19 protein-coding genes are annotated in these 18,348 nt (G+C 63.6%); 15 read left to right on the top strand and 4 right to left on the bottom strand.

Annotation, left to right across the window (positions count from 1 at the left end; translation table 11 throughout):
- The first annotated feature begins 58 nt into the window (after positions 1-58).
- The 3 genes from OW521_RS07470 (at position 59) to OW521_RS07460 (ending at position 1,689) form a co-directional block, all read left to right on the top strand.
- The gene (locus tag OW521_RS07470; protein WP_265978260.1) at positions 59-385 is read left to right on the top strand and encodes a rhodanese-like domain-containing protein; all 327 of its coding nucleotides are present in this window, start codon (positions 59-61) and stop codon (positions 383-385) included.
- A 30-nt stretch (positions 386-415) separates the two neighbouring features.
- Positions 416-1,375 carry a prephenate dehydratase gene (gene pheA, locus OW521_RS07465; RefSeq protein ID WP_268024178.1) on the top strand — a complete coding sequence of 320 codons (960 nt, stop codon included), beginning with the start codon at positions 416-418 and terminating at the stop codon, positions 1,373-1,375.
- 95 nt (positions 1,376-1,470) lie between these two features.
- Positions 1,471-1,689, top strand: coding sequence for a hypothetical protein (locus OW521_RS07460; protein ID WP_078107002.1), 219 nt, complete (start codon positions 1,471-1,473; stop codon positions 1,687-1,689).
- Positions 1,690-1,716: 27 nt separating this feature from the next.
- On the opposite strand, the gene OW521_RS07455 is transcribed toward OW521_RS07460, so the two are convergent.
- The gene (locus tag OW521_RS07455; RefSeq protein WP_268024175.1) at positions 1,717-2,763 is read right to left on the bottom strand and encodes a diacylglycerol/lipid kinase family protein; all 1,047 of its coding nucleotides are present in this window, start codon (positions 2,761-2,763) and stop codon (positions 1,717-1,719) included.
- 111 nt (positions 2,764-2,874) lie between these two features.
- Here OW521_RS07455 and serS point away from each other — a divergent pair, with 111 nt between their 5' ends.
- The 3 genes from serS (at position 2,875) to OW521_RS07440 (ending at position 6,411) form a co-directional block, all read left to right on the top strand.
- Positions 2,875-4,155 (top strand): serine--tRNA ligase, encoded by a 1,281-nt coding sequence (gene serS / locus OW521_RS07450; RefSeq protein ID WP_268024173.1) that lies wholly within the window; start codon positions 2,875-2,877, stop codon positions 4,153-4,155.
- 459 nt (positions 4,156-4,614) lie between these two features.
- On the top strand, positions 4,615-5,388 hold the full coding sequence (locus OW521_RS07445) for a hypothetical protein (RefSeq protein ID WP_268024171.1): 774 nt from the start codon (positions 4,615-4,617) through the stop codon (positions 5,386-5,388).
- Positions 5,389-5,565: 177 nt separating this feature from the next.
- Positions 5,566-6,411, top strand: a complete 846-nt coding sequence (locus tag OW521_RS07440) for an HAD family hydrolase (RefSeq protein ID WP_268024169.1) — start codon at positions 5,566-5,568, stop codon at positions 6,409-6,411.
- A 48-nt stretch (positions 6,412-6,459) separates the two neighbouring features.
- On the opposite strand, the gene OW521_RS07435 is transcribed toward OW521_RS07440, so the two are convergent.
- The 3 genes from OW521_RS07435 to OW521_RS07425 all read right to left on the bottom strand — a co-directional run bounded on the left by OW521_RS07435 (position 6,460) and on the right by OW521_RS07425 (position 8,870).
- Positions 6,460-7,542 (bottom strand): FUSC family protein, encoded by a 1,083-nt coding sequence (locus OW521_RS07435; protein ID WP_268024167.1) that lies wholly within the window; start codon positions 7,540-7,542, stop codon positions 6,460-6,462.
- A gap of 44 nt (positions 7,543-7,586) precedes the next feature.
- A complete protein-coding gene (locus OW521_RS07430; protein ID WP_268024165.1) occupies positions 7,587-8,186 on the bottom strand; it encodes a hypothetical protein in 600 nt (199 codons plus the stop codon).
- A 195-nt stretch (positions 8,187-8,381) separates the two neighbouring features.
- Positions 8,382-8,870, bottom strand: a complete 489-nt coding sequence (locus OW521_RS07425; RefSeq protein WP_059388921.1) for an inorganic diphosphatase — start codon at positions 8,868-8,870, stop codon at positions 8,382-8,384.
- A 304-nt stretch (positions 8,871-9,174) separates the two neighbouring features.
- On the opposite strand from OW521_RS07425, the gene dacB reads away from it, so the two are divergent.
- The 9 genes from dacB to folK all read left to right on the top strand — a co-directional run bounded on the left by dacB (position 9,175) and on the right by folK (position 18,347).
- Positions 9,175-10,554 (top strand): D-alanyl-D-alanine carboxypeptidase/D-alanyl-D-alanine endopeptidase, encoded by a 1,380-nt coding sequence (gene dacB / locus OW521_RS07420; RefSeq protein ID WP_268025738.1) that lies wholly within the window; start codon positions 9,175-9,177, stop codon positions 10,552-10,554.
- Positions 10,555-10,631: 77 nt separating this feature from the next.
- Complete coding sequence (locus tag OW521_RS07415; protein ID WP_268024163.1) at positions 10,632-11,735, top strand: zinc-dependent metalloprotease; 1,104 nt, start codon at positions 10,632-10,634, stop codon at positions 11,733-11,735.
- 104 nt (positions 11,736-11,839) lie between these two features.
- The gene (gene tilS / locus OW521_RS07410) at positions 11,840-12,877 is read left to right on the top strand and encodes a tRNA lysidine(34) synthetase TilS (protein WP_268024161.1); all 1,038 of its coding nucleotides are present in this window, start codon (positions 11,840-11,842) and stop codon (positions 12,875-12,877) included.
- A gap of 31 nt (positions 12,878-12,908) precedes the next feature.
- Entirely contained in the window at positions 12,909-13,460 is a 552-nt protein-coding gene (gene hpt / locus OW521_RS07405; RefSeq protein ID WP_184741199.1) for a hypoxanthine phosphoribosyltransferase, read from the top strand.
- 290 nt (positions 13,461-13,750) lie between these two features.
- Positions 13,751-15,820 carry an ATP-dependent zinc metalloprotease FtsH gene (gene ftsH, locus OW521_RS07400; protein WP_268025736.1) on the top strand — a complete coding sequence of 690 codons (2,070 nt, stop codon included), beginning with the start codon at positions 13,751-13,753 and terminating at the stop codon, positions 15,818-15,820.
- Between the two features lie 10 nt (positions 15,821-15,830).
- Complete coding sequence (gene folE / locus OW521_RS07395; RefSeq protein ID WP_442781231.1) at positions 15,831-16,508, top strand: GTP cyclohydrolase I FolE; 678 nt, start codon at positions 15,831-15,833, stop codon at positions 16,506-16,508.
- An 8-nt stretch (positions 16,509-16,516) separates the two neighbouring features.
- Positions 16,517-17,422: a dihydropteroate synthase gene (folP, locus tag OW521_RS07390; protein ID WP_268024159.1), complete on the top strand. Its 906-nt coding sequence runs from the start codon at positions 16,517-16,519 to the stop codon at positions 17,420-17,422.
- A 29-nt stretch (positions 17,423-17,451) separates the two neighbouring features.
- Positions 17,452-17,811, top strand: a complete 360-nt coding sequence (gene folB / locus OW521_RS07385; RefSeq protein ID WP_265978274.1) for a dihydroneopterin aldolase — start codon at positions 17,452-17,454, stop codon at positions 17,809-17,811.
- Positions 17,808-18,347 (top strand): 2-amino-4-hydroxy-6-hydroxymethyldihydropteridine diphosphokinase, encoded by a 540-nt coding sequence (gene folK / locus OW521_RS07380; protein ID WP_268024158.1) that lies wholly within the window; start codon positions 17,808-17,810, stop codon positions 18,345-18,347. Before folB ends, folK begins: the two co-directional genes overlap by 4 nt.
- Position 18,348 lies beyond the last annotated feature (1 nt).

Raw genomic sequence — 18,348 nt, 5'->3', positions numbered from 1 at the left:
CGCGGTGCTTGCAACGGTAGGCTTGATTGTAGATCTGAATCAACTGGAGGGAACTCACGTGAGCGATTTCGACACCGTGCCTGTTGGCGATGTTCCGGCCGACGCGAAAATCTTGGATGTCCGGGAGGACTACGAATGGGTGGCCGGCCACGCTGAAGGTGCCCTTCACATTCCGCTTGACCAGATCCCGGCACGGCTTGACGAACTTGATCCCGACGATGATCTCTTTGTCATCTGCCGCACGGGCGGGCGGTCCTACCGGGCTGTTCAGTGGCTCGTGGGGCAGGGTTACACGGCCACGAACATCGCCGGTGGCATGGACATGTGGTTTGAATCCGGCCGCCCCATGGTTTCGGAGAACGGCCTCAAGCCGGTCGTCCTCTAGCCGCGACGCATACCACCTAAGGAATATTTGATGTCGGCATCCGCGCTCACCTACACCTTTCTCGGCCCCGAAGGCACGTTCACCGAGGCGGCACTCCTGCAGGTCCCCGGTGCGGCCGAAGCCAACAGGGTGCCGTGTACCAATGTGAACACGGCCTTGGAGCGGGTTCGTCGAGGCGAGGCGGACGCGGCCATGGTTCCCATCGAGAACTCGGTGGAAGGCGGCGTAACAGCCACCCTGGATGCAATAGCCACCGGAACTGAACTTCGGATCATCAGCGAAGCCTTGGTGCCTATCACGTTCGTCCTGGTTGCCCGCCCCGGAGTGAAGATTTCGGATATCCGTCGGGTCTCCACCCACGGTCACGCGTGGGCCCAGTGCAGACTGTGGGTCGACGAAAATATCCCTAATGCGGAATACGTGCCGGGATCCTCGACGGCGGCCGCCGCCGTCGGGCTTCTCGATGGTGACGTGCACTATGACGCGGCCATCTGCGCGCCCCTGGTCGCCGCCGAACGGCCCGGCTTGAATGTCCTCGCCGAGAACATCGGCGACAACCCCGGCGCGGTCACCCGGTTCGTCCTGGTCAGCCGTCCCGGTGCCCTGCCCGAACGGACCGGCGCGGACAAGACCACCGTGGTCGTTCCGCTCCCGGAAGACCGCCCTGGCGCCCTGATGGAGATCCTGGACCAGTTCGCCACCCGCGGAGTCAACCTCAGCCGGATCGAGTCCCGGCCCACCGGACAGTACCTGGGACACTACTTTTTCAGCATCGACGCCGACGGCCACGCCTCCGACGCCCGCGTAGCCGATGCTTTGGCGGGCCTGCACCGGATCAGCCCGGCCACCCGGTTCCTGGGTTCTTATGCCCGGGCGGACGCGCAGCAAACTTCGGTTGCTCCGCATACTTCCGACGCCGCTTTCGCGTCCGCGCATGCGTGGGTTCGCGGCATTCTGGGCGGGGAAACGGCTGCGCAAAGCGTTGGATAATTGACTCTTCAACCCCTATCGCGTGGATAAAACTGTGCGTATGCTTGCTTGATCCACAATTGATGGACGCATGCCCCTAACGGAGGGAGCGGGCCATGTCGGGAAATAGCAATGACACCAGCGGCCAGGGAATGATCGTCAACCCGAAGCCCAAGGCGGACAATCAGGACTGGGACGGCGACGACGCCGACCGGGCCGATCGCTTGCGCTTTGAGGAAGAGCAGGCCATGATCCGCGAGCAATCGGAAGCGCGCGCGGCCGCCAAGGCCCTGGCGGAACACAAAGCAACGGAAGCGGCGAAGAACGCCAAGTAGCGTCTCCCGCTATTGCACGCGCGCCAGTTATTGCACGCGAACCAGAAGGGAACGCGGCTCCACCTTGACAGTGACTTTTGTTGCCTCGCCCGAGGGATCACCGTCAAGTTGCGTGGCCATAGGTTCGTTGCTCTGGATGACCACCTTGCCCGAACGGTAAAAGTTCATGACCGGAAGGTTTCGGTTGTGCTTGAAAAGGATCTTGGCGTACACGGCGAGCCAGCCGATGGCGCTGCGGGGGCTCATCACCACAACGTCGAGGACGCCGTCGTCGATCATCGCCTCGGGAATGAAATCGATGCCGCCTGGAATCAAACCGCAATTGGCGAACAGGACGCTTCGGATTTTCCGGGACTGCTCGGGCTCGTCGTCCATGGCGATAGTGACTCTCTTGCGTCGGCCGGGTAGGTGGCGGACGCCCGCCTCCGTGTAGGCCAGCCAGCCGACTGCCTTTTTGAGGTCATCGTTGGTGTCACCCACAACCTCGGCATCCAGGCCCATGCCCGCAATCACCAGGAAAGCATGTTCCGACGAGGCACCCGTCCGCTCATTGTGGATGGCCATGCGGGCCGTGTCGATGTAGCGCTGGTGGCCGAAGAGGGCGGTGTGGACGTTCCCCCGCAGGTCGTTGACGTCCAAGTTCACGTTGCGTGCCAACAGGTTTCCGGTTCCCAATGGAATCAGGCCCATCGCCACATTGGTGTGCGCGAGGGTCTCAGCCACCACGCGGACGGTGCCGTCGCCGCCGCCCACCAGGACGACGTCGGGCCCATAGGCCAGGGCCGCCTTGGCTTGCGAATGGCCGGGATCGTCCGCGGTCGTGTCGAAGAATTGGGGTTCGTCCCAGCCGGCAAGATGGCAGGCTTCCCGGATGATCCTCCGGGCGTCTTCGGCCTTGGCCTTCACAGGGTTGAGGATCACGGCGACCCGCTGCAAACCGGGATCAGGCTTGTGTGCGTCTTCGCGCACGGCGCTGCGGGCGTGCCTGGCTCTCAGCCGACGCACACCCCACCAACTGGAGACGGCGAAGACCGCGCCCCCAGCGAGAATCACGTACAGGATCCAATCGCTCATGGTGCTTCAACCCTATCCCTCGGAGGGGTGCAGCCGCGCATACAGAAGGGGGCGCCCGCGCCCGTCGGGCGCTGGCCACGGGGCGGCGCCCTCATTCGATACTCTTGTCTGGTGATCGACGTAAAAGACCTCAGCGAAAACCCGGACAAGTTCCGTGCCAGCCAGCGCGCCCGCGGCGCCGACGAGTCCGTGGTGGACGCGATCATTTCCGCCGATGCAGACCGCCGCGCAGCCCTGATCCGCTACGAAAACCTCCGTGCGGAGCAGAATGTCTTTGGCAAGAAAGTGGCACAAGCCAAGGGCGAGGAAAAGCAGGCGCTGCTGGCCGAGGTCAAGGAACTCGCCAATGCGGTCAAGGCTGCTTCTGCTGAGGCGGACGCAGCCCAGGCCAAGCAGGAAGAGCTGCTCCGTGTCATCCCCAACTTGATCGTGGACGGCGTGCCAGAGGGCGGCGAGGACGATTTCGTGGTGGTCAAGACCGTCGGCACGCCGCGCGAATTCCCGGACTTCGAGCCGAAGGACCACTTGGAGATCGGCGAACTCATTGGCGCGATCGACATGGAACGCGGCGCCAAGGTATCCGGTTCCCGCTTCTATTTCCTCCGCGGAGTGGGTGCGCGCTTGGAGATGGCACTGCTGCAGATGGCCATGGACCAAGCCATCGAAGCTGGCTTCGTACCCATGATCACACCCACTTTGGTGCGTCCCGAGACCATGCAGGGCACCGGATTCGATGTGAAGCACGACGCCGAGATCTACCGTCTCGCTGAAGACGACCTTTACCTCGTGGGAACCTCGGAAGTAGCCCTCGCCGGCTACCACGCGGACGAGATCCTGGACCTTTCCGCTGGCCCCATCCGCTACGCCGGGCAGAGCTCCTGCTACCGCCGCGAAGCCGGTTCGCACGGCAAAGACACACGTGGCATCATCCGCGTTCACCAGTTCAACAAGGTAGAGATGTTCATCTACACCACAGTTGAAGAAGCCGCTGCCGAGCACCAGCGCCTCCTGGCCTGGGAAGAGGAAATGCTGGCCAAGGTCGAGATCCCATACCGCGTGATCGACACGGCGGCCGGCGACCTCGGCATGTCCGCGGCCCGCAAGTTCGACTGCGAAGCCTGGGTTCCCACCCAGAACGCGTACCGCGAGCTCACGTCCACGTCCAACTGCACCACCTTCCAGGCCCGTCGCCTCAACATCCGTGAGCGTGCGGTCAACGAGGACGGCGTCGCGAAGGGGACGCGCGCCGTCGCCACCCTGAACGGCACGTTGGCCACCACCCGCTGGATCGTGGCCATCCTGGAGCACCACCAGAACCCGGATGGCTCGGTCAATGTCCCCAAGGCACTCCAGAAGTACATCGGAGGGCTCGAGGTCCTCCCGGTTCTGTAGCCCTCCTGGACGGGCACAGCTCTAGCCCAGGCACTGATCCCGCCCTTGTTCGCTCTCCTCCGCGTTGTACGGTGGGAATTTCGATCAAGGGCGGGATTCTTCGTTTCATCTAGTCCTCGACAGGCAGTGTCGTCCACATAGAGGTTCCCGCCTGATGACCGCGCGCGGGCCATGAAGCATGGTGGAGGGATGGATATTCCCAGCGGCCTCATCGATACCTCGGCGATCCGGCGCACAGGAGCGCGTACGGATTCCATCCACAGCCAGTTCAAGTCCGGAAGGTTGGTAAGGATCCGGCGGGGGTTCTATGTTGAGGTTTCACATTGGCTCGATGCGCGGCCCTGGGAACGATTCGCGTGGTCTGTGGCCGCGGCGACGCGTTCCATCCCGGGGGCTATCTTGTGCAGGGAATCGGCAGCGCTGGTCAGCGGAATTCCGGTCCTGCGAACTCCGACGCACGTGGAACTCCTGACTCCGCATCAGTCGCAGTCCGGCAGGCGGAAACAAACCTTCCAGGTCGTGGGAGACGGCCCATCAGCCAAACAGATCAGGAGCAACGGCGACTATCCGCTCCGGTACTACGCCCTCCCGGACTCGGAGTGCGAAACGCACGGCGAATTTCGTTGCACCGGGCTATTGCAGACCGCTTTGGATATTTCATTTTCCACGCGTCTCAGCCAGTCCTTGGTTGTTGCGGATGGTGTTGCGCGGGCGCTGTGGAAACGCGGTGAAATGAACCAGGAGGGTAGCTTGCTCGATGTCGACGCGATTGGTGCGGCATTGGAGGGCCATCCGCGTGAGACCGCCCGAAAACGTGCTCGGATCGCACTTCGCCTGGCCCATCCAATGGTGGAATCGGCGGGTGAATCGTACAGCCGCGCTGCCTTTCAATATTTGGGATTTGAGCAACCTGTTCTGCAGCACGAAATCAAGGATTTAGAGGGATTCGTTGGCCGAAGTGACTTTTGGTGGCCGGGCCAAGGCCGGGCCATGGGCGTCGTGGGGGAGTTTGACGGCAAAGCAAAGTACGCGGACGCAGATCTGCGGAACGGCCTGACCGCGGAGGAAGTCTTGTACAGGGAAAAGCTGAGGGAAGACCGGATACGCGATCTTGGATACGGTTTTGTGCGCTGGGGTTGGGCCCACGTCGACAATCCCGAGAGGCTGCGTCAGAAGCTGCTCGGTGCGGGATTGACCCCATCCCTAGGTGCATCCCGAAGAAACCCGTTCTAGTTCGCGAATCACGCCGTTGTCCGGTGGGAACATCGAACAAGGGTGTGTTTCGAGGGCAATCCCCGGCCCAAGTAAACACTCACACTGTGGACAACGTGGGAGTATTCACCCCCTGTTAATCCCTTGCTGTGGCCTGCGTCCTAGCTGGCGTCGGTGGGGGTCTGCTTCACTGTAGGCATGACTATTTTGACTGGTACCTCAGTCGCTGGCATCGATGACCAGCGGAATTTCAATCACAAACTCATGGTCGCACTGGATGTTGACGGGACCCTCGTGGACCACGATGGCCACATGTCGCAGGGAGTCCGCGACGCTGCGAGGGCCGTCGTCTCCGGCGGCCACGACGTCCTGATCGCCACCGGCCGTTCGTTGAACGCCACCTTGCCCATCATTGAGCAGATCGGCCTTGAACGGGGCTACGCGGTGTGCTGCAACGGTGGCGTCACTTTGAGGCTCGATCCCCAGTTGGATGCCGGCTACGAGATCATCCACAAGGCCACTTTCGATCCCGCCCCGGCGCTGATGGCTCTCCGCGAGCAGCTTCCGTCCGCAAAGTACGCGCTCGAGGATGAGGACGGGAACTTCCTCTCCACCGAGCGATTCCAGGACGCGAGCTTCGGCGTCGAGGCGATCGGCGTCGATTTCCAAACCATGCTGGATGCCACCGCGGTGCGCGTCGTGGTTTTCAGCAGCGAGAACACGGCCGAGGAATTTTCCACCGCCATCCGCAAGATCGGCTTGTCCGGGGTCACCTACTCGGTGGGTTGGACAGCCTGGCTGGATATCGCCGCCGCCGGAGTTACCAAGGCCAGCGCCCTTGAGCAGCTGCGCCAGCGGCTCGGCACCCACCCACGCCACACGGTGGCGGTGGGAGACGGCCGCAATGACATTGAGATGCTCAGCTGGGCCGGCCGCGGAGTTGCCATGGGCCAGGCACCCGAAGAAGTCATCGCCGTCGCGGACGAAGTCACGGCGTCGGTCTACGACGACGGCGCCGCCCTCATCTTGCGCGGCCTGCTGTAACCGCCGTACGCGGCCGGACTCCGGTAACCGCTGCCCTGAAACTCCAGTTCAGGGGGAGTCGGAGACCGAGGTGATGATGCGCCGGAGGCTCATGGCCACCGAGGCCGTGGCGGTCACGGACGCCTGGTCGGCAGCGGCCTCCGTGACGACATCACCAAGGGCTTCCACGCTGTCCCTCGCTTCAGCCAAGCTGCTCTTGACGTCTTCTGGATCCCCATTCCTCCATTGGCCGATCACCACCGCAACGTTCTCCAAGGCCTCGGACAAATTCCTTGGGACCCCCTCCGGAATGACAGTTCCAGCGTCTTCTTCCCAGATCACGCTTGCCAGGACGTCCGTGATGTCCTGGATTTGGAAGGTCAGCCGTTCCACGGTGCGCAAAGCATCCAGATCGCCAGCCAGCCGCTTTGCCCGACGGCGGGACCGCGGGTTCGCTTTGGCACTCAACTTCGCCTCGTCAACCACTGTCCGCACAGCGGCTGCGGTCCGCGCGAGGTCGCCGCTGCGACTCGCCCAAGCCTCATGGTTCGGTGGCCAGGATTCCGTCATGGCAGTGGCCATGTCCGCCAGTTGCTTGGACAGTGCCCGTTGGTGCCCGTCGATGGCCGGATCGATGCCTTCAAGATGCAAGGGAGGGAAGACCAACCAGTTCACGGCGAATCCGACTGCAACTCCCATGGCCATTTGCAAGACATACGCGAAGGAGAAACCCTGCGCATTCGAATAACCCAGGACCAGGACAAACAACGCCGCCATGGGAACCCATTCGGAGGCGCTTCCAAGCCGTGGCAGGCCACCGATGACCACGCCCAGGCCGACGACGACGGCCACCGCCAGTGCGTTCGGGGCCGTAAATGTGGTCACGGCGAAGGCCATGGCAATGCCCAAACAGAGTCCCAGGAGGCTCTGCAGCCCGTGTTTGGCTGAAGCGGCAACAGTGGGGTGCATGCTGACCAAGACACCCAAGGGCGCGTAATACGGGTAGGAGGCGGCAGTCCCAGGCATCAGTGGCGCGAGGTACCAAGCCAGCCCGGCCGCGAAGGCCGTCTTGGCAGCAAACAGGAGACGGTGGCCTGTGGCGGCCTGTCTGAGCGCTCGAAGAATCCGCGGCACGTTTGGCTTGGGGGTCATGGACCCAACGTAGGCCGGGAGGACTAGACGTGTCGAGGACGAGTTCAGTAAACCTCGAGGATCAACTGCAGCAAGCGGGCTGCTGCGGGCCTGGCAGCATGCTCCTCCACCCACTGGGCGCGGGCGAGTGCCTTGCTCACGGCCTGGGTACTGATCCCCAGTTCCTGGGCCACGGCCTTCTGTTGTCCGCGAACGCCCGGCGTCAGCAGATCCAGCACGCGCCACTCGGCAATGCTTCGGTGCTGCACGATGTGCCCTAGAAGCCGCAGCACGGCCTCCGACTCGGCGGCCAGGGCAGCAATCGGACCTTCAACGGCCACGGGGATGCGCTCCTTGCCGTTCCGCAAGCGGTCCACGGCGCGGCGGGCGTAGACCAGCCCGTGCCCGGATGCGTCTTTGATCTGGTTGGGAAGGGGTTCATTGACCGGCCCGACGCCGATCCCCACGTACCACTGCCCGCTCCGCAAGGCGATGAGCGCCGTATCCACAGCCTGGTGCGGGGAGTCCACGATGCCTTGGACTTCATCCTCCACCGAGCGGTCAAAGTCCAGGCGCGCAGGGATGTGGCGCAGGTCTTTCAGCAGCTGTGGAACGAGGTCTCCGTTGCCGCGGCTGTCGCGTTGGTTGATGGTCAGGGTGAACATGGTGGATCAAACATTACCGGCAGGTAGTTGACTTTCAAGCGGTTAATTTAGAGCCGACTGCTCGTGACGACCGCGGGCGGCAGCGATTGTGAGGCGAGCTGTTCCGCAACGGGGACCTACCGATTAACGACGACGGCGGCGGGTGCGGTTCACATGGAACCGCAGCCGCCGCCGTCGTGCCGGTCAGATTACCGCTTAATGGGAGACCGGAACGTAGCGCTTGATGGAAGCTTCCAGCTCGGCTTCGGCAGCTGCGCGGTCGGCCCAGCCTTCAGCCTTGACCCACTTGCCCGGTTCAAGGTCCTTGTAACGGGTGAAGAAGTGCTCGATTTCCTTGATCAGGAATTCGCTGACATCCGAGATTTCCTGGATGTGGTCGAAGCGCGGGTCGGCCGGAACGCACAGGACCTTGGCGTCTCCACCGCCGTCGTCGGTCATGTTGAACACGCCAATGGGGCGGGACTCAACGATGACTCCGGGGTACAGGTCGAAGTCCTGCAGGAGCACCAGTGCGTCCAACGGGTCGCCGTCCTCGCCCAGAGTGTTCTCGAAGAACCCGTAGTGGGTCGGGTACTGCATCGAGGTGAAAAGGACGCGGTCCAGGCGGACGCGGCCGGTCTCGTGGTCAACTTCGTACTTGACGCGCGACCCCTTGGGGATCTCGATCGTGACGTCGTGCTTCATGGAATGCTCCTTGACGGTATTGGCATGGGCGCGGCAACAGAGCAGCCGACGCCGCCGACTACTATTGAGGATATAGCGAGAGGCCCAAGTTTCTTGAAACGGTGGGGACATTCAAGACTTTGAGGACTAAAGCTGCATGAAGGGCGTTGACAACGCGGGGGCTGAAAAGCAGGCTCCGGAACAGCTGGAGACCCCCGTTCTCAGACCGAGGAAGAACAGACCCAGGAAACCGCCGCCGAAGGGCTTTGTTCGCTTTCTGCCAGTGATCTTCCTGACTCTGGTCATCGCTGCCTTGGCCGTGCCGATGGGGCTGGGCGTCGCGCCGGGATTCTTCGGCCCAACGTTCCTGGGGGCCGCCAGCACGCCTACGCCCAAGGTGCCGGCATGGCAACAGATTCCCAACGAGCTGAGCCGCGCCCAGGTAGTTACGCCCTTGGACCCTTCAGCCCCGGTCCCGCTGCCGGCCGATGTCACCCGCCAGCTCAACGCCACGCTGGCGCCCGACGGCGGGGGAGACTTCACCGGCGTCGTTCAGGACGCGTTGACCGGACTTCCGCTTTACGATCGTGACGGCACCAAGAACCGGGTCCCGGCGTCCAACATGAAGCTCCTCACCGCCGTCGCGGCGCTGCGGGCGATCGGCCCGGAGACACGCTTCAGCACACGGGTTCTGGCGGGTCCCTCGGCGTCGACCATTGTGCTGAGCGCGGGAGGGGACGTTCTTCTCGGCGCGGGCCAATCGCAGCCCGGCAAGGTGATGGGCCATGCCGGCCTCGAAACACTCGCGGCGGATGCCGCCAAAGTGCTCAAGGACCGCGGCGTCACGGGTCCCGTCACCGTGCAGTTGGACGACACGATCTTCACTGGACCAGCATTGAACCCGGCGTGGAGCCTCGACGACGTCGCAGCCGGCGAAACGGCGCCGGTCTTCCCGCTCGCGTTGAACTCGGCGCGGAACAGCCCGGGTGCCACCACTGGTCCGCGCCCGCAGGACGCCGCGCTCACGGCCGCGGAGGCTTTTGCCGGGAAGCTCCAAGCCGCGGGCGCCGCTGCAGGCTTAACGGTGTCGCCGGGCGTGGAACGCGCGAAGGCTCCTGCGGGAAAGCAGGACGTCCTGGCCAGCGCGGAATCTGCCACCGCCCGCGAGCAGATTGACCTGATGCTGGAAACCTCGGACAACTACCTCGCCGAAACATTCGGCCGGATGGCTGCGCTGTCCGCGGGAAAACCAGGATCGAACGACGGCGCCACCGCGGCCGTGAGCGCCCAGTTGGCGGAGCTGGGCATCGCCACGGACTCCATGCACTTGGCAGACGTCTCCGGCCTTGCATTGGGCAACCAGGTATCGGCAAGGCAGTTCGCGGACGTGGTCCGGGCCATTACCTCCGGACCGGACACCCGCCTTCGTGCCGCACTCGCCGGGTTCCCGGTGGCCGGACTGACCGGGACACTCGGTGACCGCTACGGCGACGCCATCACTTCCCAAGGGGCGGGGTTGGTGCGGGCCAAGACCGGAACCCTGAATTCGGTCATCGCCTTGAGCGGCTATGTGGTGGACGCAGACGGCCGTCTCCTGGTTTTCTCCTTCATCGGCAACGGGCTGACGCCGGGAGCTGCCGGGAACAAAGTGGCGCTGGACAGATCGGCGACCGCGCTCGCCGCGTGCGGTTGCTCTGGTGGTTGACGTTCGTCGCTGCCTGACGTTCGCCGCTCAGCGAACTTAAGGGCGCAGATCCAGCCTGTTGTGTTCTGATGGTTCGTATGGAGTCTCAGCAGCAAGCCCAGTCCCTCATCAACTGGGAGCTGGCCGCCTCCACGGCTGCCCGGCTCGCTCCCCCCGGTCCGGTCATGAGTCCGGGCGAGATCGGCAAAGCCGTGGATAGCCTGCGTTTCAGCGCGGACATTTCGGTCCCGCATGTCCACGACATCACCGGTTTGGAAGCCGCACGCGATCTCCGCGATTCACATGTCCTCGTGGTAGACCGGGCGTCGTGGGCGAAGGCGAACACCCAGAGCTTTGCGGTGATGCTGCAGCCGGCCCTTCAGCAAATGTTGGATTCCCGCCGCGGTCCTGCGATGACACCGGCTGCCGCGGCCGCCAGCGGCGCCATCACGGGCAGCCAGCTTGGAGCTGTGCTTGCCTTCTTGTCGAGCAAGGTCCTGGGCCAATATGACCCATTCGCGGCACTCGCCCCGGACTCGAAAGCGCCTCCAGCTGGCCGGCTTCTGCTGGTCGCCCCGAACATCGTCTCCGTGGAGCGCGAGCTCAACGTGGACCCGGACGATTTTCGGCTCTGGGTCTGCCTTCACGAGCAGACCCACCGCGTGCAGTTTGCCGCCGCGCCTTGGCTCCGGACCCACATGCTTGAGGAGATCGAGCGGCTCAGCACCAACCTGCTCGGCAATGTGGACTCCATCATGGACCGTGCCACGGCCGCCGCGCGGTCCCTGCGCGATCGCTCCACTGGTGCCACGCCCGGCCGCGGAGCCATCTTGGATCTGCTGCAGAACCCCGAGGAAAAGGCCTCGCTCTCGCATCTCACAGCTGTCATGAGCCTGCTGGAAGGCCACGCAAACGTGGTGATGGACGCCGTCGATTCCACCCTGGTCCCTTCAGTGCAGACCATCAGGCAGCGCTTCAACGCACGGGGCAAGGACCGCGGCGTGATTGAAAAATTCATCCGCAACATCCTCGGCCTGGATGCCAAAATGCGCCAATACAGCGACGGAGCCAAGTTTGTCCGTGAGGTGGTTGCCGTGGCTGGCATGGCGGGCCTGAACCGGGTATGGGAATCGGCCGAACAACTGCCCACGGAAGCCGAAATCCACGACGCCAAGCTGTGGCTTGAGCGGATGGGTCTGTGACCGCGGGTACCGAATCCGGCCCCGTGGGGCCAGGCAGCAGCCCACAAAGCAGCGGACGACGACGTCCCGGGCGTTTGGTGCCGGTCGTCGGCAAGGCACGGAATATGTTGCAGGACGCACTGGCCTCCGCAGGCTATCCCGAGCGAATCCTGGTGGCTTGCAGCGGCGGCCCGGACTCCCTGGCCCTCGCTTCCGTGGCTGCCTACTTCTCTCGTCGCGGCCACGTGCACGGCCACCCGGTGAGTGTGGCCGCCGTCGTGGTTGACCACCAGCTGCAGGAAGGCTCGGGTGAGGTTGCGGCCCGAACTGTCGCGGTCCTGCACGAGCTGGGGCTTTCGCCTGTCCAGCTGCGGACCGTGGACGTGGCTGCCACCGGTTTTGGACCCGAGGCCGCGGCGCGCGACGCCCGGCACGCAGCCCTTGAGGCGGCCGCCACCGAGCTTGATTGCCAGGCAATCCTGCTCGGGCACACCCTGGATGACCAGGCGGAACAGGTGCTGCTGGGCCTGGCCCGGGGCTCGGGAACCCGCTCCCTCGCCGGAATGCGACCCGCCCGCGGCAAGCTCCTCCGTCCCTTCCTCGGCCTCCGCCGCGCGGAAACACTCGAAATCTGCGAAGTCGAGGAGCTCGAAACCTGGCACGACCCCAGCAACGCGGACCCCGCTTTCGCCCGCTCGCGGACCCGTGTGGAGGTGATGCCCTTGCTTGAGGACAAGCTCGGACCAGGCGTTGCCGAATCACTCGCCCGCACCGCCGCGATCCTTCAACAGGACGCTGATTTCCTGGAGCAGCTTGCCGAGGAGAGCTACGCAAGCCTCGTGAACCGGACCGACGACGGCCTCTGGCTCCCCGAAGATTCGTTGAGGGAGCTGGCCCCCGCACTGAGGTTCCGGGTGATCGCCAAAGCAGCCGCCGACGTCGGGGGCCAACAGCCCGGCTACGGGCGGCTCCAGGCGGCTGAAGCATTGCTGCGCCGGCAGGGATCGGCCGGTCCCGTGCAGCTTCCCGGAAGCGTCAGCGTCTATCGGGTGTCGTTGAGTGAATTGGAGCGGGAGGCCTCCGCACAGGGAGATGCCGTTCCCCGCGAAGGCGGCGGCTGTGGGAAGCTAGTATTCCGGCAACACAAATCGCCCCAACACTAGCCGCACCCACGCATCAACACAGGAGCCATTGGTGGATTCAAACGACGTCCAGGCAGACCTCAAGCACGTTCTCTACACCAAGGAGCAGATCCAGCGACGAATCGGTGAACTGGCTGCACAGATCGACAAGGACTACGAGGGCCGTGAACTTCTGATCGTGGGCGTGCTCAAGGGCGCCGTCATGGTCATGGCCGACCTCGCGCGCGCGCTTCACAGCCATGTCAGCATGGACTGGATGGCCGTGTCATCGTACGGCTCCGGTACGCAGTCCTCCGGCGTCGTTCGCATCCTCAAGGACCTTGACACCGACCTCATGGGCAAGGATGTCCTGATTGTCGAAGACATTATCGATTCCGGGCTGACGCTTTCGTGGCTCAAGACCAACCTCGAATCCCGCGGCACCGCTTCGGTGGAGATCTGCACGGCTTTCCGCAAACCCACAGCCGCCAAGGTGGAGATTGACGTCAAGTACGTCGGCTATGACATTCCCAACGAATTCGTCGTCGGTTACGGACTGGATTACGCCGAGAAGTACCGCAATTTGGACTTTGTGGGAACCCTCGCCCCGCACGTTTACGAGTAACGCTTCTCGCAGCGAACCACCGCCGTATGGTTCGCGGAGTGAAAGCGGCCTCCTGTTCGGGAGGCCGCTTTTCGTTGTTCAGCGACGTCGGGGATCCTGAAAGAACCACGGATTTCCCCCGCAAGTTTCCGGAATTCCCTGTCTGTGTACGCCTAGAGGGAACTTTTGCCCCTCGCTATGCGTGATTCACTCCGAACGGTGTAAAGCTAGAAACTGACGCAGCACCACACGCGCGCAGAGGCTGCGCCGTGCAGCACTACCAGGAGGGACGGGGCGGAGCCCCCGAACAGATGAAAGCTAAGAGTTTCTTAAAGGGCCCGGGCATCTGGATTGTTGTCGTAGTCGGCTTGCTCCTGGTGGCATTTGCAACTCTTGCCCCCGGCGGAGCAACCCGTATCGATACCGATAAGGGCCTTGCGCTTCTCGCCCAAAGCGGCAAAGTGGAGCAAGCCAAGATTTACGACGCCGAGAACCGCGTTGATCTGACCCTGAAGGACAACCTGGTCATCGACGGTCAGGACAAGGGCAAAAACGTCCAGTTCTTCTATGTCACCCCTCGCGGCGGAGACGTCGTCAAGGCTGTCACCAACGCCCAGCCAGCCAAGGGCTTCACTGACCAGCCCGTCGAGAACAACTGGTTCTCCGGACTGTTCTCGCTCCTTGTCCCTGTTCTTCTTCTGGGTGTCCTCTTCTGGTTCCTGCTCTCGCGCATGCAGGGCGGCGGCTCCAAGGTCATGCAGTTCGGCAAGTCCAAGGCCAAGCTCGTCAACAAGGACATGCCACAGGTGACCTTCTCGGATGTCGCCGGTGCGGATGAAGCCGTCGAGGAGCTTCAGGAGATCAAGGAATTCCTCGCTGAACCGGCAAAGTTCCAGGCGGTCGGCGCAAAGATCCCGAAGGGCGTGCTGCTGTACGGCCCTCCGGGCACGGGCAAGACCCTTCTGGCCCGCGCCGTCGCAGGCGAGGCCGGCGTCCCATTCTTCTCCATCTCGGGCTCGGACTTCGTTGAAATGTTCGTCGGTGTCGGTGCGTCCCGCGTCCGCGACCTCTTCGAGCAAGCCAAGGCCAGCGCGCCCGCAATCATTTTCGTAGACGAGATCGACGCCGTCGGCCGTCACCGTGGTGCCGGTATTGGCGGCGGCAACGACGAGCGCGAGCAGACGCTGAACCAGCTTCTCGTTGAAATGGACGGCTTCGACGTCAAGACCAACGTCATCCTGATCGCGGCAACCAACCGTCCCGACGTCTTGGATCCTGCCCTGCTCCGTCCTGGCCGCTTCGACCGCCAGATCACTGTTGAAGCACCGGACCTTATTGGTCGCGAACAGATCTTGAATGTCCATGCCAAGGGCAAGCCGATGGCGCACGGCGTCGACCTCAGGGGCGTCGCCAAGAAGACCCCTGGCTACACGGGTGCTGACCTCGCCAATGTGCTCAATGAGGCCGCCCTCCTGACGGCCCGGTCCAACGCCAACTTGATTGACGACCGTGCTCTGGACGAGGCAATCGACCGCGTCATGGCCGGCCCGCAGAAGCGCAGCCGCGTCATGAAGGAGATGGAGCGGAAGATCACGGCCTACCACGAAGGCGGCCACGCCTTGGTAGCGGCAGCACTGCGCAATTCCGCTCCGGTCACGAAGATCACCATCCTGCCCCGAGGCCGCGCCCTCGGCTACACCATGGTTGTCCCCGAGGACGACAAATACTCGATCACGCGCAACGAACTCCTGGACCAGATGGCCTATGCCATGGGTGGCCGCGTCGCGGAGGAAATCGTCTTCCACGACCCTTCCACTGGCGCCTCGAACGATATCGAAAAGGCCACCGGCACGGCCCGCAAGATGGTCACCCAGTTCGGCATGAGCGAGCGCATCGGCGCCGTGAAGCTTGGCGTGGGTGGCGGCGAGCCGTTCCTGGGCCGAGACATGGCACAGGAACGGAACTACTCGGACTCTGTGGCGTACATAGTTGATGAGGAAGTGCGCCGCCTGATCGATCAGGCCCATGACGAGGCCTACGCCATCCTGACCGAGAACCGCGACGTCCTGGACCAGTTGGCCCTTGAGTTGCTCGAGCGCGAAACGCTGAATCAGTCCGAGATCGCCTACATCTTCCGTGACATCCGCAAGCGGGACTTCCGTGAAGTATGGCTTTCCAAGGAATCCCGTCCCGTCCAGACCATCCCGCCGGTGGAATCCCGTGCAGAGAAGGCCGAACGCGAGGCGCAGGAAGAAGCCAAGGCAGCACGCCTGGACGAACCGCTGGACGCTCGGTCCCCGCATCCGCAAGGAGTCAGCAGCCAGGAGTCGTTCAGGGGTCACGGACCTGACGCGGGCACCGACGTTTCGCATCAAGGCTAAGCTTTCTGCTGTGACTCACATCGACGACGACGACCTCAGCGGTGCCACCAGTGATGACTTCGGCGGTTCGTCCGAGGGGAAACCCTCGGGCGGCCACGGCCACGGCCATGGACACCACTCGCACAAGGTCGACCGCCCTCGCATCGAGGCGGCTGTCCGCGAGATCCTCATTGCCGTGGGCGAGGACCCGGATCGCGGTGGCCTGGTGGATACGCCGAAGCGTGTTGCCAAGGCGTACGCTGAGGTCTTCGCGGGCCTGCACCAGGATCCCGAGGACGTCCTGTCCACAAAGTTCGACCTCGACCATGAAGAACTCGTGCTGGTCAAGGACATCCCGTTCTACTCCACGTGCGAGCACCATTTGGTACCGTTCCACGGCGTCGCGCACGTGGGGTACATCCCTTCCCATGATGGCAAGGTGACGGGCCTGAGCAAGCTGGCCCGTCTCGTCGATATTTTTGCCCGTCGTCCCCAAGTGCAGGAACGCCTGACCACCCAGATCGTCGAAGCGCTCGTGACCCACCTCAAGCCCCGGGGAGCGATCGTCGTCGTCGAATGCGAACACATGTGCATGTCCATGCGTGGCATCCGCAAGCCCGGCGCCAAGACCGTCACCAGCGCAGTGCGCGGGCAACTTCATGACCCGGCCACCCGCGCCGAAGCCATGAGCCTCATACTCGGAAGGTAACAAAGACCATGGATTCCCTCGCAGCAGCACCAGGAACGGGCCCGGCGACAAGCCCCCTGCCCATTCTCCGTAAACCCCGTCCAGCTGCCCGTTTCGCGGACCTGCCGGCCAACCGCACGCTTGTCATGGGAATTCTCAACGTCACGCCGGATTCATTCAGCGACGGCGGCAAACACCCCACGGCGGATACCGCGATCGCTCATGGGCTGCGCATGTTGTACACGGGCGCGGACATCATCGACGTCGGCGGCGAATCAACCCGCCCGGGCGCCGAGCCTGTCTCCCCGGAAGAAGAGCAGCGCCGGGTCCTGCCCGTGATCCAGGCCCTCGTGAAGGCCGGCGCGCTCGTCAGCATCGATACGACGCACGCTTCGACGGCCGCCGCGGCCCTGGAGGCCGGCGCCGCGATCATCAACGATGTTTCCGGGTTGAGCATCGAACCTGAGATGGCCGAACTCGTCGCACGCTCCCAGGTGCCGTACGTCCTGACGCATCGTCGGGGCGACGCCGAGACCATGAACAGCCTTGCCGACTACGGAAATGTCGTGGAGGAGGTCATCGAGGAGCTCAAGGGCGTCCGCGACAAGCTCTACGCGGCTGGGGTGTCACCGGAACAGATCATTGTGGATCCAGGCCTGGGCTTCTCCAAGGACGAAGACCAGAACTGGCAACTCCTGAAGTACATCGGCAAGCTGGATGAACTTGGCCACAAGGTCCTGATCGGAGCTTCCCGCAAGCGCTTCCTCGGAACGCTCCTGACCGTCGCCGGCAAGGCGGCGGCCCCGGAGGAGCGGGACCACGCCACAGCTGCCATCACGGCAATCAGCGCCGCGAACGGGGCCTGGGCCGTGCGAGTCCACGACGTCGGCCCCAGCCTTGACGCTGTCAAGGTTGCCGCGCGCGTCAGACACTAAGCTTCGTGAGCAAAGGGGGAGGAACCGGTTTGGACAAGATCACACTGACCGGCGTGACCGCCGTCGGGCATCACGGGGTCTTCGACTTCGAGCGCCGGGACGGACAACCGTTCGTCGTTGACGCGGTGCTGCACACCGATTTCAGCAAGGCCGCGGAAACCGATGACCTGCAGTACACCGCGCATTACGGTGAAGTGGCCGGGTACATCACGTCCCTCATCACAGGCGAGCCACTCAACTTGATCGAGGCCCTCGCGGTGCGGATCGCAGAGGGGATTCTGGCCGGCTTCAACGTCGCCGCCGTCGATGTGACCGTCCACAAACCCAAGGCTCCCATCGAAGTGCCGTTCGGTGACGTCACCGTAAGTGTTCACAGGGAGCGCGCATGACCTCGCGTTTCACGAAGGCCATCCTGGCCTTGGGTAGCAATCTGGGCGAGCGGAACGATACCCTGTCCACCGCCGTCGCAGACCTGGTGGACCGCCCGGAAATCCGCCTCCTGGGGGTGTCTCCCGTGGTCCAGACCAAAGCCGTGGGCGGGCCCGCAGGGCAACCGGACTTTCTCAACATGGTGATCGCAGTTGAGACCACCCTTGCGCCACTGGACCTGCTGCAGCACTGCCACGACGTCGAGCAAAAGCACCACCGGGTCCGCGAAGTTCGCTGGGGTCCGCGCACGTTGGACGTGGACATCATCCTTTACGGGGAGCTCATCAGCGATGACGAAAACCTGACCTTGCCGCATCCTCGGGCCGCGGAGCGCGCCTTCGTGCTGTATCCGTGGGCCCTCCTGGACCCTGCCGCTCGGCTCAACGGTGAGAGCGTCGCCGAGCTGGCCGCCAAAGCCGAGGACTTTCCCGGGCTCCGGCCTTTCGATGGTTTCGACGGGTCCGGCAGCGTCGCTGCCACCGGAGCGGTGGAATAGC

This window comes from Arthrobacter sp. MMS18-M83, assembly GCF_026683955.1.
Classification (GTDB): Bacteria; Actinomycetota; Actinomycetes; order Actinomycetales; family Micrococcaceae; genus Arthrobacter.
The sequence above is the reverse complement of the archived record's forward strand: the minus strand, read 5'-3'. Positions and strand labels throughout refer to the sequence as shown.